This window comes from Streptomyces sp. ITFR-21, assembly GCF_031844685.1.
In the GTDB taxonomy this organism is placed as follows: Bacteria; Actinomycetota; Actinomycetes; order Streptomycetales; family Streptomycetaceae; genus Actinacidiphila.
In genome coordinates this window covers 3,068,247-3,082,227 of sequence record NZ_CP134605.1, presented here as the reverse complement: position 1 = coordinate 3,082,227, position 13,981 = coordinate 3,068,247, and the positions used below count along the sequence as shown (strand labels likewise).

Sequence of the window (13,981 nt, the reverse complement as noted above, 5' to 3'; positions counted from 1 at the left end):
GCGGGGGAGGAGAGGTGAGAGGGAGCCGGACCCGGATTTCGGGGAGTTCGGCGCTCGCGGTCGCGAAGGCGGATGAGGGTAAGGTTCGGGAACCGGCGGGCGGGGATTTTCAGAGTTTGAAAATCGAGAGGTACTTCACTTTGGTCTCGGCGATGAAATCGTTGTGCTCGGACCCGACCGCGGCCGCGAAGAGCCCCCCGGCGCTGATGGTGTGGCCCTGGTTGCTGACGGTGCCTTCGATCAGGTAGAAGAACTCGGTGTGCTGGTGGGTGTGCGGGTCGGTGCGGTAGCCGGGTTCGGCTTCGACCACGGCGATGTGGTATCCGTCGGCCCGAGCCGCTATTTTTGCTCGGGCTTTACCGTCGGATCCCCACGGTATCCACGCGGTGTCGGCGAGTTCGCCGTCGTGGGCGATGTCCCAGCCTTTGGGCAAGTCGGTCATCGTTTCCTCTTCGGGTCGTCTGATGTGCCTGATCTTGCTCATCGTTGTCGCATGTGCCCGGTCTTGTTCGGTTGTCCGGCGCATTGTTGTCCGGGTCGAACACGCCAATGCCGACCGGCGCGATTTTACCGTGTTCCCCCGTTGCGGGCCGTATCACCGTGGATATCCGGCCGGTGCGGAACCCGCGTCCCCGATTTCCGGCCCGCCCGCCGGCGCTCCGGGACCACCCCGACCTGTGGCTCCCCGACCGCTCCGTGGTCACCGGCGGCCGGCCGCCCGCGTACGCCTCCGCGGTCGCCCGGCTCAGCCCGTCCCCCGACCCGCGCGCCGCCTTCCTCGCCGCCACCCGCTTCCTGGGCATGGGCACCACCTGGGCCCTGTCGGCGCTGTCCGTGCCGTCCCCGCCGGGTCCCGGCCGATGAGCGAGCTCACCGACGCGCCCCCTCCGCCGCCCCCGGACCCCCCGGACCCGCCGGCCCCACCGGATTCCGAGGCCGCCGAGCCCCGCGACACCGCGGAGGCGCGGGAACTCCCCGGTTCGGAGAACACCGAGCAGCCGGCGCCCGGACCCTCCGACGCGGACGACCTCCTCGACGCCGAACAGCCGCTCCCGGAGGAGACACGGGAGGAACCGGCGGAGCGGTACGCCGACGGCGTCGCGGACCCTGCGGACCTGCCGGATCCCGCGGACCTGCCTGATTTAGCGGACCTGCCCGATCACGCGGATCCCGCCGACGTCGCGGACCTTGCGGCGGGGCAGCGGGAGACCGCCGCGCCGGACGGCCGCCCGGCATCGGACGAGGCCATACCCGAGATTCCCGCCGGGCCGGAGATACCCGCTGGCCCGGTGAACCTGCCCGCCCTGGACGAAACCCCGGCTCCGGACGAATCCCCGGCTCCGGACGAATCCCCGGCTCCGGACGAAACCCCGGCTCCGGACGTAACCCCGCCTCCCGAGGACCCGCCTGCTCCGGAAGAGCCCGCCGAGCCGGCGGACATCGCCCAACCGGAGGATCCAGCCGAACCCGACGGGCCGTCCGCCCCGGAGGAGGCCGTCGAACCGGCGGAGGCACCAGCGGCGCAGGACCCGGTGGATTCCGTCGACGACGCCGAGGCGGTGGAAGCCGGGGAGCCGGCCGAACCGGACGCTGAACCGGACGCGGCGGCGGCGTCGACCCGGAACGCGGTGGACGCCGGGCTCGGCACGGCCGCGCCCCACCCGGGCGCGAGCGCGGGTTCAGGGAAGCCGTGCCGGACCAGGGGACCGGTGCCGAGCCCGTCCGCCCGGCCTGTGCGCCGAGCGGGAACGCCGCGGACGGGTCCGCTGCGAGGGCGCCCACCGCAACGGCACCGGCGGCGCCCTCCCCACCACGCCTTCCGGCGGCCCCCGGTAGCGACCGCCCGCCTCCGTAGCGCGTACGGCCCGCGGTGGAGCAGAGCCGGTCGACCGGCCTGAACCCTGGCGGACGGCGGTGGACGACGACGCCAGGACCGAGACCGGCGCGCCACCGAGACCGCCGCGCCGCCGCGTGCGGGACCGCGCCGCCGATCCCGCTATCCACCGCGGCCCTCACCCCCGGCGGCAACAGGCTTCCGCGGCCCATGCGCAATCTTGACGCAACCTTGGAGAGCGCTCTCCCATCCCGTTCGGCCCGCCCGGGGGACACTCTCCATGGTTGGCGGGAGTCATACGGCGAGCTCAACTCCCGCTGCGTGGCACCCCGGTCCACCATGTCCTGTCATGCCCCTGTCATGCCCCTGCCATGTTCCGACCCGCCGACCCCGTACCACCGCCCCACCGCCCGGCACCGCCCCGCGGGCAGCCGATCCGGTCCGCGTCAGCCCGCAGCCCAGCCCAGCCCAGCCGAGCCGTGCCCAGCCGCACACGGCCGGGCCGGCCGCGCGGGCGCGAGCCGTTCGCGGCCGTCCGCCCGCGGAATCCGCGCCGGCCCGGCCGGTCGGCCCACTCGCCGACCGGCCGGGCGGTCCGGCGCCCGAGAAGAAGTCCCGACACCTGAGACAACCGAAGGGAATGCAATGAAGCTGCTCCCTCTCCCGCGACCGCCGGCGCCCCCGCGCGGCACGCCGCGACGCTCCCGCCGCCGCCCCACGGTCCGCGCGCTGCTTGTGGCCGCGGCCCTGTCCGCCCTGTCGCTGGCCGGTGTGCACACCCGGGCCTACGCCGCCGGCGGTGCCCCCTTCGGCGGCACCCCGGCCCCGGTTCCCGGCACGGTCCAGGCCGCGAACTACGACACCGGTGGCCAAGGCGTCGCCTACGGCGTGGTCTCCGCCAACGGCAGCGCCGACAGCTACCGTTCCGACGGCATCGACCTCGAGACCACCGCGGACACCCAGGACACCGGCGCGGCCGGCGGCGCGTACGACATGGGCTGGACCACTCCGGGGCAGTGGTTCACCTACACCGTCGACGCCGCCACCGCCGGGAACTACACGGTCAGCTTCCGCGTGGCCTCGCCGTACGGGCTCACCGACGCGCTGCACATCGCCAACGCCGCGGGCAGCGATCTGACCGGCGCGGTCGCCGTCCCGAACACCGGCGGCTACGAGACCTGGACCACGGTCACCGCCGCCGTCACCCTGCCGGCCGGCCGGCAGACGCTCACCGTCGACCAGGACACCAACGGCTGGAACTTCCACTACCTGGCCTTCGCCCAGGGATCGGACGGCGGTGGCGGCACGGGCGGCACCGGCGGCACCGGTCCGACCGAGTACTGCGGTACGCAGGACCTCGCACTGGACCAGCCGACCACGGCCTCCTCGACCCAGGACGCCGTGGCCTACCCGGCGTCCGGCGCCACCGACGGCGACCCCGGCACCCGCTGGTCCAGCGCGGCGGGCGACCCGCAGTGGCTGGAGGTCGACCTCGGCGCCCGGCAGCAGATCTGCGGCGTGGGCATCCGCTGGGAGGCCGCGTACGGCAAGGCGTTCCAGGTCCAGGTGTCCGACGACAACGCGACCTGGACCACCGTCTACTCCACGACGGCCGGCACCGGCGGGAACCAGACCTTCACCGCCTCCGTGACCGCCCGCTACGTCCGCATGGCCGGCACGGCGCGCGGCACCTCGTTCGGCTACTCGATCTTCGAGTTCGACGTCTACGGGCTGACCACCGTGGCCCCGGTCGGCGGCGGCAACGGGAACGGCGGCAACGGCGTCTGCCCGTGGGTCGGCTCCACCGCGCCGGTCGCCCAGCGGGTCCAGCAGGTGCTCGACACCATGGACCGGGCGGAGGAGGTCACCCTGGCCTCCGGCGACGGCAGTTCGGCGTACATCGGCCAGGTCGCCGGCATCCCGGACCTGTGCGTCCCGTCGCTGAACCTGGAGGACGGCCCGTCCGGGGTCGGCGACGGGAACGGCGGCGTGACGGCCTTCCCCGACGGCGAGAACGCCGCCGCGACCTGGGACCCGGCACTGGTCGGCCAGGAGGGCGCGGCCAAGGGGGCCGAGTTCGCCGGCAAGGGCGCGAACGTCTCGCTCGGCCCGACGGCCAACCTGGTGCGCGACCCGCGCTGGGGCCGGACCTACGAGACCTACGGCGAGGACCCGTACCTGGCCGGGCAGATCACCTCCGCCGAGGTCGGCGGTCTGCAGAGCCAGGGCGTGATGGCCGAGGTCAAGCACGCCGCCGCGTACGACCAGGAGCGGTATCCGAACGGCGGCGACAACGAGACGGTCAGCCAGAAGGCGCTCGAAGAGCTCTACCTGGCGCCCTTCCGGACCGCCATCGAGCAGTCGGCACCGGGTTCGGTGATGTGCTCCTACGCCGTGGTCAACGGCGCCCCCTCCTGCGCGAGCGCCGACATGCTGCAGAACGGGCTCGACCAGCAGGCGGACTACGGCGGCTTCGTCGTCTCCGACTGGGGCGCCGCGGGCAACGCCGTCGCGGACGCCGAGGGCGGCATGGACATCGCGATGCCGTTCTCCGACGCGAGCGACGTGGCCGCGGCCCTCGCGGCCGGCACGCTGGACCAGGGGACCCTGAACGCGATCGTGGCCCGCATCCTCACCCAGATGTTCGCCTTCGGCCTGTTCGACAACGCGCCGACCGGCTCGCTCTCGGCCACCGTCACCAGCGCGGCGCACCAGCAGACCGCGCTGAAGCTCGGCGAGGAGGGCACGGTGCTGCTGAAGAACAACGGGCTGCTGCCGCTCAACCCGGACATGACCGGGTCCATCGCGGTGATCGGCACCGACGGCGGCGCCGCCGTCGAACTCGCCGGCGGCGGCAGCGGCGGAGTCGACAGTGCGAACACGGTCTGGCCGCTGACCGGCGTCCAGAACGCGGTCGGGCCGAACGTCAGGGTCACCTACACCGCGGGCGACGACAACGGCACCGCCGACATCCCGCAGGCGGTCGCCGCGGCCCAGGCCGCCACCGACGCGATCGTCTACGTCAGCGCCCCGGAGGGCGAGGAGAGCGACCTGGCCACCCTGGATCTCTCCAGCGCGGACGAGACGATGATCAACGCCGTGGCCGCGGCGAACCCGCACACCGTCGTGGTGGTCAACAGCGGTTCGCCGGTGGTCATGCCGTGGCTGGACAACGTCGCGGGCGTTTTCGAGAACTGGTACGGGGGAGGGGAGACCGGCGCCGCCACGGCCGCGCTGATCTTCGGCACCGCCGACCCGTCCGGCAAGCTGCCGGTCACCTTCCCGGGCAGCCTGAGCCAGGTCCCCGCCCAGACCACCGCGCAGTGGCCGGGCACCCCGACCGGGCCGGTCTACAGCGAGGGCGTCGACATCGGCTACCGCTGGTACCAGTCCCAGAACATCACCCCCGCCTTCCCGTTCGGCTTCGGCCTCTCCTACACGACGTTCTCCTTCTCCAACCTCGACGTCGGCGCCTTCACCGCGGACGGCAAGGCCACGGTGACCGCGACGGTCACCAACACCGGGTCGGTGGCCGGCGCGGACGTGGCCCAGATGTACGTCGGCGACCCGGCCGCCGCCCAGGACCCGCCGGAGCAGTTGAGCGGCTTCCAGCGCGTCACGCTCAGCCCCGGGCAGAGCGCGACGGTCACCTTCCCGCTGACCGTCCACGACCTGGCGTCCTGGTCGGCGGCTGACAACCAGTGGGAGGCCCCGGCGGGCGCGTACTCGATCAAGGTCGGGGACGCGTCCAACCACCTGCCGTTGACCGGCTCGACCAGCCTGGCCCAGACGCTGACCGGGCAGGTCGCCGCGGGCGCCTCGGCCGCCGGCGTCTCGCTGACCAACACGGCGGTCAGCGCGAACGTCACCGCGAACTCGGGCGTACCCGGCGCGGAGACGGTCGGCGTCGTCAACCCCTTCGGCTACAGCAGCCCGAAGGGCAAGGCGGTCTCGTTCGCCCTGCAGGCCGTGGACTCCAACGCGTCGCAGACCCTCACCTTCACCGCGACCGGCCTGCCGCCCGGCATCACGATCGCCTCGAACGGCACGGTCTCCGGTTCCGGCGGCACGCCCGGCACCTCCACGGTGACGGTCACGGCCACGGACAGCCGGGGGGTGTCGGGCTCGGCCACATTCGTATGGTCCGTCACGCAGTGAACACGGTCACCCGGTGAGTACGGTGCCCCGCCCGCCGGGGCGCCGTGACCGCCCCCACCCCTAGGACCACCAACGCCGCCGCGCGGACCGGGTCCCACCGCCCGCTCCGCGCGGCGGCCTGTCCCGGCCCCGACCTCGGCGTTCCGGGAGGGGCCGCGGCCCGGTCAGCCGGCGTTGGCGTCCGTGCCCGCCGGGGAGTCCGTGCCGACCGCGGTCGAGTCGGCCGCGTCCCCCGTACGGTCCGCGGTGGCCGGTCCGGCGCCCGGCCGCAGGGTGAGCAGGGTGATCTCGCTCGGTGCGAAGACCCGGAAGGGCGGGCCCCAGAAGCCGGTGCCCCGGCTGGTGTACAGCTGGGTCCGCTCGCCGTGCCGGCTGAGGCCGTGCACCACCGGCTGGTCGATCCGCACAAGGAAGTTGAACGGCCAGATCTGGCCGCCGTGGGTGTGCCCGGAGACCTGGAGGTCGACGCCGGCGGCGGCCGCCTGCGGTACGTACTTGGGCTGGTGGGCGACGAGCAGGACCGGCCGGTCCGGGTCCGCCCCCGCCAGCGCGCCGAGCAGGTTCGCGCGGTGCCCGGCCAGACCGGAGGACTCCGCGGTCACGTCGTCGACCCCGGCGAGCACGAGGAGGTCCCCGCCGCGCTCCACCACGACATGGCGGTTGTGCAGCGGTTCCCAGCCCAGTTCCGCCATACGGTCCAGCCAGCCCTGGGCCTCCCCGAAGTACTCGTGGTTCCCCGTGACGTAGACCTTCGCCAGCCGGGACCGGATCGTCCCGAGCGGCGCGGACTGCCCCCGGCGCTGGGCGGGGGTGCCGTCGGCGATGTCCCCGGCGTGCACCACGACGTCCGCGTCGAGCGCGTTGACCGCCTCGGCGACCCGTGCCGACCAGTCGGCCCGGTCGATCGGCCCGAAGTGGGTGTCGGCCAGTACGACGACCCGGGTCCCGTCCAGACCGCCGCCGAGCCGGGGTACGTGCACGTCCAGCCGCTTCACCCGGGGTACGCGCATGGCCTCGTAGTGCCCCCAGGCCAGCAGGACGGCGGAGACCGCGGCGACGGCCACGGCGACGACCCTGGCCCGGTCGGCGCCGCCGACGCCGAGCCCGATCAGCACCAGGTGCGCCAGGCCGCCGAGCACCGACCAGGTGAACAGCACCCAGACCGCCCCGAGGGTGCTGTCCGCGGCACGCGCCGCCCGGTCGGCCCGCCGGTGCCCGTGGCCCGCGGCCATCAGGAAGGGGAAGGAGACCAGCCAGGCGGCGAAGACGGCCGTACCGGCCACGAAGACCGGCAGCGGCCAGTCCACGCCGGAGGCGAACAGCGTCCACCACGGCAGGACGAACAGCATCGCGAGGACGAGGAGGACCACGGTCCCGCCCAGCCGCCGCCTGGATTGCCGGGGACGCGCGCTCCCGGCTTCGGTCCCGGGGTCCGGCGCGGGGGCCGATCCGTTCTTGGCCGTCGGGTTGGCTTCGGTCGTCGGACCGGCCTCGGTCGTCGGGTCGGGCGCCGGCGCTGATCCGCTCCTGGGCGCGGGGTTGGGCGCGGGCACAGGCGCGGGCGCGGACTCGTCCCCGGCTGCGGGATCCGCCGCAGGTGCCGGTTCGGCCCCGGTTTCGCCGTCCGGCACGGGTGCCGATCCGACCGTGATCTCCGCCCCGGCCTCGGGCCGCTCGACGGCCACGACGCTCTCCGGCCTGCCACCGGCCGACCGGAGGTCCGCCTCCGACCGGATGGATTCGCTGTCCGCCACCGCGCCGCCCTTCACATCCGCTGTCCGACCGTCCTTACCCATCATCCGGCACCCGGCGTCCCGCGGAATCCCTCGCACCACCGCTGTCCCGGCACGCGGCCGGGCCGCGGCGACCCTCACCCCGCCCTCCCCATCGCCGTCCTCCCCCTCACCGCTCACGACCGAGCTGTCGGCGCACGTGCGCCGGGAGGCCGTCGGCCCCCGCCCGAGACGCGGGCGGTACCCCGGCGCCACCTTCGGACGGTCGGCCGGGACGGTGGCCGGGACGATGGCCGGGACGATGGCGGCGCCCGCGCAAGCGCGTCGTCCGGGCCCCGGCGCGCTCGGCGGGCGCCGGCAACACCCCGCCCCCGGCCACCGGTGGACGCGGCCCCCGCCGCGAAGAGCGCCCACAACGCCCGCCGCCTGCCGCGTACTTGTGAACCCGCTCCGGGCATGGTGCTCTTATGGCGCACGGGGCAACTGATGCCAGGGAGGTGTGAGAGTCCCATGATCAAGCGCATATTCGCCGTGGCGGCACTGATCCCGGCCATGCTGGGCACCGCGTCCGGTGCCGCCTCCGCGCAGCCGGCGCCGAAGGCGACCGCGGCGGTGGTCACCCTGACCTACGACGCCAGCCGCGCGGGGCAGTGGGCGAGCGCGATCACCCGAGGCGTGCAGAACTGGAACGCGGCCGTGCACAACGTGCACCTCCAGCCGGCCACCTCGGCCGGCTCGGCCGACTTTGTCTACGTGGCGACCCCCGGCTGGCCCCAGACGACGCTGGGGCCGATCTTCCCAGGCGGCAGGGGGCAGGTGCGGCTGGGCCAGGAAGCGGTCGACGAGGGGTACGACGTGACCCGGATCGCGGCCCACGAGACCGGCCACATCCTCGGGCTGCCCGACCACTACACCGGCCCCTGCTCGGAGCTGATGTCCGGCCACGGCCCCGGTACGGCATGCAGCAACGCCAAGCCGAGCGCCGCCGAGGCGGCACAGGTCGACCGCGACTACGCGGGCCGTACGGCGGCGGCGCGCCCGAGCCGGCACCAGGTCGTGATCGACGTCTGGTCCGGACCGGTCCGCAGCGCCGCACACTGACCGGCCGCCGCACCGGCCAGGACGGATACGGTGGACCGGTCGTCCGGGCGAGCCGATCGGCCGGGAGCGCGGGACTCGGCGGGGATCAGCGCCGCTTGCCACGAACACCGGCCCCGCCCGCCGCCCCTTGACGGGGACGAACCGCTCCGCCCCGTATCGCCGCCACCACGAGACGCGGCCGGCCTCCCCACCGGCCGGCCGCGCCGGTCCCGCCCTCCGCACCCACCCCGCAAGGGCGCGGGCGGCGCCGCGCCCGACGCCCCGGCCGGCCGTTCCGGAAGCGGGCCGACGGCGTTCGTCCTCGTCCGGGATGCCGAGCGCCCGCCCGAACCGCGCCGCCGAACGGTGCAGGGCGTCAACGCGCGGGCGCTCCAGGCCCGTCGGCGCCCGCAACGCGTGCAGGTCGCGCAGCACCGAGCCCAACTCGCCGTACGACGCCTCCCGGTCCCCTCCTCGATGACGTGCCAGAACGTCACCGGACAGCCGGACACCACAAGAGCCTGCTCGACATCGTCCACGACCCGCGCGGCAGGAAACGCCTCGCCGGCAAGCCACCGCGGACACGGACCTCCCGCCGCACCGTTTCCAGGTACTCCGCCGCGCGCGCGATCCGTACGATTACCGGCTGCCGTTCCAGCCGGGACAACGCGTTCTCCCCGAGCCGGATCAAGCGCGCCCCGTCAGCGTCCAGGCCCACCGCACGGCATGCCCGCGCCACCACCTGACGGACACGAGCAGAGGTGAACCCTGCCGGCCCACCGCGGCCCCGGACGACGGCATCCCGCTCCACTCCCCTGCCTCGGCCCGCGCCGTCCTGCCGGCATCGGTCCGGGCGCAGCCACCTCCGTGCCGTACCCCGCCCGCGACTTTGACGGTGCGCCTCGGCGCGGCCGGTCCCGCGAGTCCAATCCCCGCGGCGCGGCGCGGCGCGGGCCGTCCGGGAGCGGACGCGGGTGGTCGGGGCGCGGCGGCCGTGGGCACAAAGGGCATACGCGGGCAGCTTGCGGTCAGCACATCGTCGGGAAGTCATCGGGGCGCGGAATTCTTTGGTCCGCATGTGATCCGAACAGCCTTGGAAACGCATCTTTTTCGGCTGAGCGGAAAAGCCGGAGCAACTGTACGAACCATCGCCCGTGCGCAGTCCTGACGCCCTATCATTCATGAACCCGTCGCTGGATGCCGACGGCGGAGCGAACGTGACCGGGGGGTGGCGAGCGATGCCGGAATTACAAGGCAGGGACGCCCTGTTGCGGAGGCTGGTGCCCCGCCTGGTGGGAATCCAGTACCGCGCCGACGGCCGCCGTCAGTCGGTGGAGTACCAGGACGCCGGCCCCGTCGTCCTCCTGGTCGGAAGCCGGGGCACCGGCAAGAGCGCCGTTCTGGCCGACCTCGCCGACGCCTATCGGCAGCGCGTTCCGCTGTCTTTTCTGGATTTGGCCAGTCCGGATCTGCGCCGGCCCCGGCCGTGGACCGTGCAGCGGCGCGGGCCGGACGCCGACGGATTGGGCGGTCCGCCGTCCTCGGCGTCCGGTGCCGGAGGGGAATCCGACGGATCCGATGCCGCGGACGCGAATGACCAGGCGGCGAACACGTCGCCCGTGACCGATCTGCTGTACACCCTGGAGCACGATCTGCGGCGCAGACCGAAGTACTTCGGCGTTCCTCTGGAGTTCCCCCGCCTCATCCACGGCCTGGTGGCCGTCAGCGGATGGCAGGCCGGATCCCCGCAGGAGAGGACCGCGGCGCTGCAACGGCTGGACGGCCAGCTGACAGCCGACCGCGGCAACACCGCCGGCCTCATCCAGGCGGGACTGGAAGCCGTGATCGACGGGGTGGGCACCCTGACCGGAGAGGAGTCGCTGGCCGCCGCCGCCAAGACGCTCGTACCCACCCTCACGCAGCGCCTGTTCGGCAGACGTGTCAACAAGGTGGCCCGCAGATGGTGGGCCGACCGGGAAGTGGCGCCGACAGGCGACGGGCTGGACCAACTCGCCGCCCTCGCCGTGGACTTCCGCGACACGGAGGGCAACGGCAGGCTGCTCGCCCACAGACACCTCGTGGCCGCTCTCCTCGACGACGTCTCCGCCCACTACGGACCGATGCGCAGATACGACGGCATACAGCGCCCGCTGGTCCTCCTCGACAACGCCGAACCCGCCGGACTGGGCGGCGACTTCCTGGAGCTGCTGCTCCAGGCCCGCCACGAGTACACCGGCGACAGCCCCAGCCAGCTCGTCGTCGTGCTGACCGCCGCGGGCGACGAGGCCGCCCACCCCTCGGCGGACGCCGTCGAGCGGCACACGGGCTGGCGGTCGCCGGACCCCGACGGCGGCGCCGATCCCGAGTCGTGGCTGTTGTCCCTGGGCCTGTGGCCGTTGCGGGAACCGGCGATCAGGGCCATGTTCGGAGCCAGCAGGCCGCCCGCCCGCCTGGTAAGGGTGGTGGAGCGGGTGAGCGGCGGGCGCGCGGGCGTCGCGCACGCCCTGGTCCACGCGGCACTGCCCCGCCTGGAGGGCGGTGAAGCGCTCGATCCGTCGCAGCTGCTGGACCTCTCGGCCGACGGCCGCCCGGGGACCGGTACGAAGGCGAGCGCCCGGCTGCTGCGGTTCCTGGTACCGGAGGAGGCCGCGCGCCGCCGTCTGACGTACTATTCCCCGGCCCTGGACGCATCGGCCGCCGCCCACCTGAGCCGTAATTTCCCGCCGGAGTGGAACGGCCCGCTGGCCGCCAACGCGACCGCTCTGTACCTGAGGCTCGGCCACTGGCGCGGGCCGTCCTGGCCGGGCACGGACGGGCCGTTCGTCGGCGACCGGACACTGCGTACGCTGCTGCTGCACGAGTTGCGGGGCACCCCGTCGGCCTGGGACGCGGTCCACCGGCAGTTGCTGCACCGGCTCGACACCCGCCATCCGCTGGAGTCCGGCGCCGTCACGAGCGATGTCCGCTATCTGCACCACGCGCTGGCGATGGGCGACTGCGACGTCGTCGTCCGGTCCTTGCACCAGCTCTTCCGGCAGGGCTCGGACGCCGGCGCCGCACGCGTTTGGCTGGCGGCACTGAACCTCGTCTGCGCCGCCCCCCGGCCGCCCCGCCGGGTGCCCGCCGGCAGCCCGGCGCGGTGTCCGGCCTGCGGGAGTGACGGACTGCCCGTCCACCAGGCGATCGACGTGCTGGTACGCGACCTGTGGGCGCTCTCGGCCCCGGAGGCCGTGCCCGACAAGCCCACGGTCGACCGGATCACGCTGGGCATCGGCGTGCTGGCCACGCATTCCGTGGACACCGCGCAGGACGTCTACTTCGCCGCGTACAACCAGTGGCCGCAACAGCTGGAGGGGTGGGTGCAGGCGCCCGATCTGGCGTTACCCGGGGGTGCCTTCGCATGAGAGTCCTGTACCAGCTGCGCGAGTGGTTCCGGTGGCCTCCGGGCCGGATCTTCGCGACGGTGCTGGCCATCGCCCTGAGCGCCGTTCTCGGCGTCAGCGCCTGGCTGGTCTACCCGGTCGTGATACCGCCGGACCACCCCGGGTGCGGCAAGGGCGCTTCGGGAGTCGCGACGTACGGCCCCGACCACGAGTGCGTCGGTGTCACCGACGGCGCGTACGACTACGCACCGTCCTACCTGCGCGAGGTGACCGACCGCATCCACGCGGAGAACCGGTGGGTGACGAAGACGAAGTCGCCGAAAACCGTGTACGCGACGGTGGCGCTCATGATCCCCATGATCTCCAGCAGCGCGGCTGAGCAGCGTCAGATCCGCGAGGAGGTCCAGGGCGCCTACCTCGCCCAGTGGCGGGCCAACCACCAGGACAACTCGCAGTCCCCGCTGATCCGCCTGGTACTGGCCAATCCCGGCCGGGCCTACAGCCAGTGGCGGCCGGTCGTCACGAGGCTGGCCGCCATGGCCCGCTCCGGCCGGGACCGTCTCCGGGTCGTGACCGGGTTCGACCTGAGCGTCACGGACACCGCCGACGCCATGGCCGCCCTGGCCAACACCCACGGTATCCCCCTGGTCGGCGGCCCCCTCACCGCGGACGACTTCGCCAACACCAGTCAGCGGCCGGGCCGGTTCAGCAACCTGGTCAGAGTCGCTCCGACCAACAGTGACCAGGCGAACGCGCTCATTCTCTTCAAGCCCCCCCGCCCGGAGGAATCCCTGATCGTGGAGGACACCCGGCCGGGGGACAACTACATCCGTACGCTGCGGGAGGCTTTCGAACGCCAGATCCCCGACGCCCACATCGAGCAGTTCCAGTCACCTGACGACATCAACGACCCCGGAAACATTTCGAACGTCTTCACCGGAAAACTCGCCAACATCTGCGCGTCCAAGGCCAAGGTCATCTATTTCGCCGGGCGCCCGGTCCAGCTGCGGCAGTTCATCAACGCGCTCGGCGACCGCGCCTGTGCGAACCCGTACACCGTCATCAGCGGCTCCAACGCCTCCGTGCTGGTGGGGGACCCGGAACTCGGCTGGGCGAAGCTGAAGAAGTCGGGGATCACCGTCCAGTACGCGGCCCTCGGGTATCCGGGCGAGTGGTCGAACCGGCCGGACCTGCCGAAGACCGGCGGCTCGGCGGCCGACTACGCCAAGTTCGACCAGGCGGTGCAGGAAGCCGCCGAGCCCGTCGGCACCCGCAGCAGAATCGGCGAGATCTACCTCGACGACGAGCGCACGATCCTGGAGTACGACTCGGTGTGGACCGGCATCGAGGAGATCCGCACGGCCGCTGACGCGGGTGTCAGCATGCCCACTCTCGACGAGGTGGGCCGTGCCCGGTACAACCTGCACGGGACCACACCGGTGAAGGGGGCCAGCGGCTGGATCTGCCTGGACAACTACGGCAACGCCTATGACAAGGCCGTCGCCGTGATCCGCCTCGACCCCGCCGTACGGGGAACCCGGCTGGTCGGAATCGCCTGGCCGACCGGCAGCCCGCCCCCGGCCGACTGCACGGCTCCGCGCGGCGGCTGACCGCACGGCTCGGCGGCCTGCCCGCCGGGCTGTCGGTCAACGTTGCCACCGGCCTGATCTCCGGCACCCCGACCACGGCCGGCACCTCGACCGCCACCGCCACCGCCAGGGACACCGCCGGGACCACCGGAACCACGACCTTCACCTGGACCGTCACCGCGGGCGGCGGCACCTGCGGCACCG

7 protein-coding genes and 1 pseudogene are annotated in these 13,981 nt (G+C 73.4%); 6 read left to right on the top strand and 2 right to left on the bottom strand.

Features of this window, described 5'->3' with window-relative positions; translation table 11 throughout:
• Positions 1-109 precede the first annotated feature (109 nt).
• Positions 110-442: a cupin domain-containing protein gene (locus RLT57_RS13340; RefSeq protein ID WP_311297603.1), complete on the bottom strand. Its 333-nt coding sequence runs from the start codon at positions 440-442 to the stop codon at positions 110-112.
• A gap of 173 nt (positions 443-615) precedes the next feature.
• On the opposite strand from RLT57_RS13340, the gene RLT57_RS13335 reads away from it, so the two are divergent.
• Together RLT57_RS13335 and RLT57_RS13330 are read left to right on the top strand one after the other, a co-directional pair.
• Complete coding sequence (locus tag RLT57_RS13335) at positions 616-864, top strand: hypothetical protein (protein ID WP_311297602.1); 249 nt, start codon at positions 616-618, stop codon at positions 862-864.
• Positions 865-2,479: 1,615 nt separating this feature from the next.
• Positions 2,480-5,992, top strand: a complete 3,513-nt coding sequence (locus RLT57_RS13330) for a glycoside hydrolase family 3 C-terminal domain-containing protein (RefSeq protein WP_311297601.1) — start codon at positions 2,480-2,482, stop codon at positions 5,990-5,992.
• 164 nt (positions 5,993-6,156) lie between these two features.
• Here the strand turns inward: RLT57_RS13330 and RLT57_RS13325 are convergent, their stop codons facing one another.
• Positions 6,157-7,362 carry a metallophosphoesterase gene (locus tag RLT57_RS13325; protein WP_399128595.1) on the bottom strand — a complete coding sequence of 402 codons (1,206 nt, stop codon included), beginning with the start codon at positions 7,360-7,362 and terminating at the stop codon, positions 6,157-6,159.
• Positions 7,363-8,235: 873 nt separating this feature from the next.
• Here RLT57_RS13325 and RLT57_RS13320 point away from each other — a divergent pair.
• From RLT57_RS13320 to RLT57_RS33355, 4 genes and pseudogenes are all read left to right on the top strand, one after another.
• The gene (locus RLT57_RS13320; protein ID WP_311297600.1) at positions 8,236-8,826 is read left to right on the top strand and encodes a snapalysin family zinc-dependent metalloprotease; all 591 of its coding nucleotides are present in this window, start codon (positions 8,236-8,238) and stop codon (positions 8,824-8,826) included.
• A 1,217-nt stretch (positions 8,827-10,043) separates the two neighbouring features.
• Positions 10,044-12,209 carry a hypothetical protein gene (locus RLT57_RS13315; RefSeq protein WP_311297599.1) on the top strand — a complete coding sequence of 722 codons (2,166 nt, stop codon included), beginning with the start codon at positions 10,044-10,046 and terminating at the stop codon, positions 12,207-12,209.
• Positions 12,206-13,798 (top strand): ABC transporter substrate-binding protein, encoded by a 1,593-nt coding sequence (locus tag RLT57_RS13310; protein WP_311297598.1) that lies wholly within the window; start codon positions 12,206-12,208, stop codon positions 13,796-13,798. The genes RLT57_RS13315 and RLT57_RS13310 overlap by 4 nt, the downstream gene beginning before the upstream one ends.
• A pseudogene (locus RLT57_RS33355) lies at positions 13,744-13,896 on the top strand (putative Ig domain-containing protein); the annotation flags it as partial. The gene RLT57_RS13310 and the pseudogene RLT57_RS33355, both read left to right, overlap by 55 nt.
• Between the last annotated feature and the right edge of the window lie 85 nt (positions 13,897-13,981).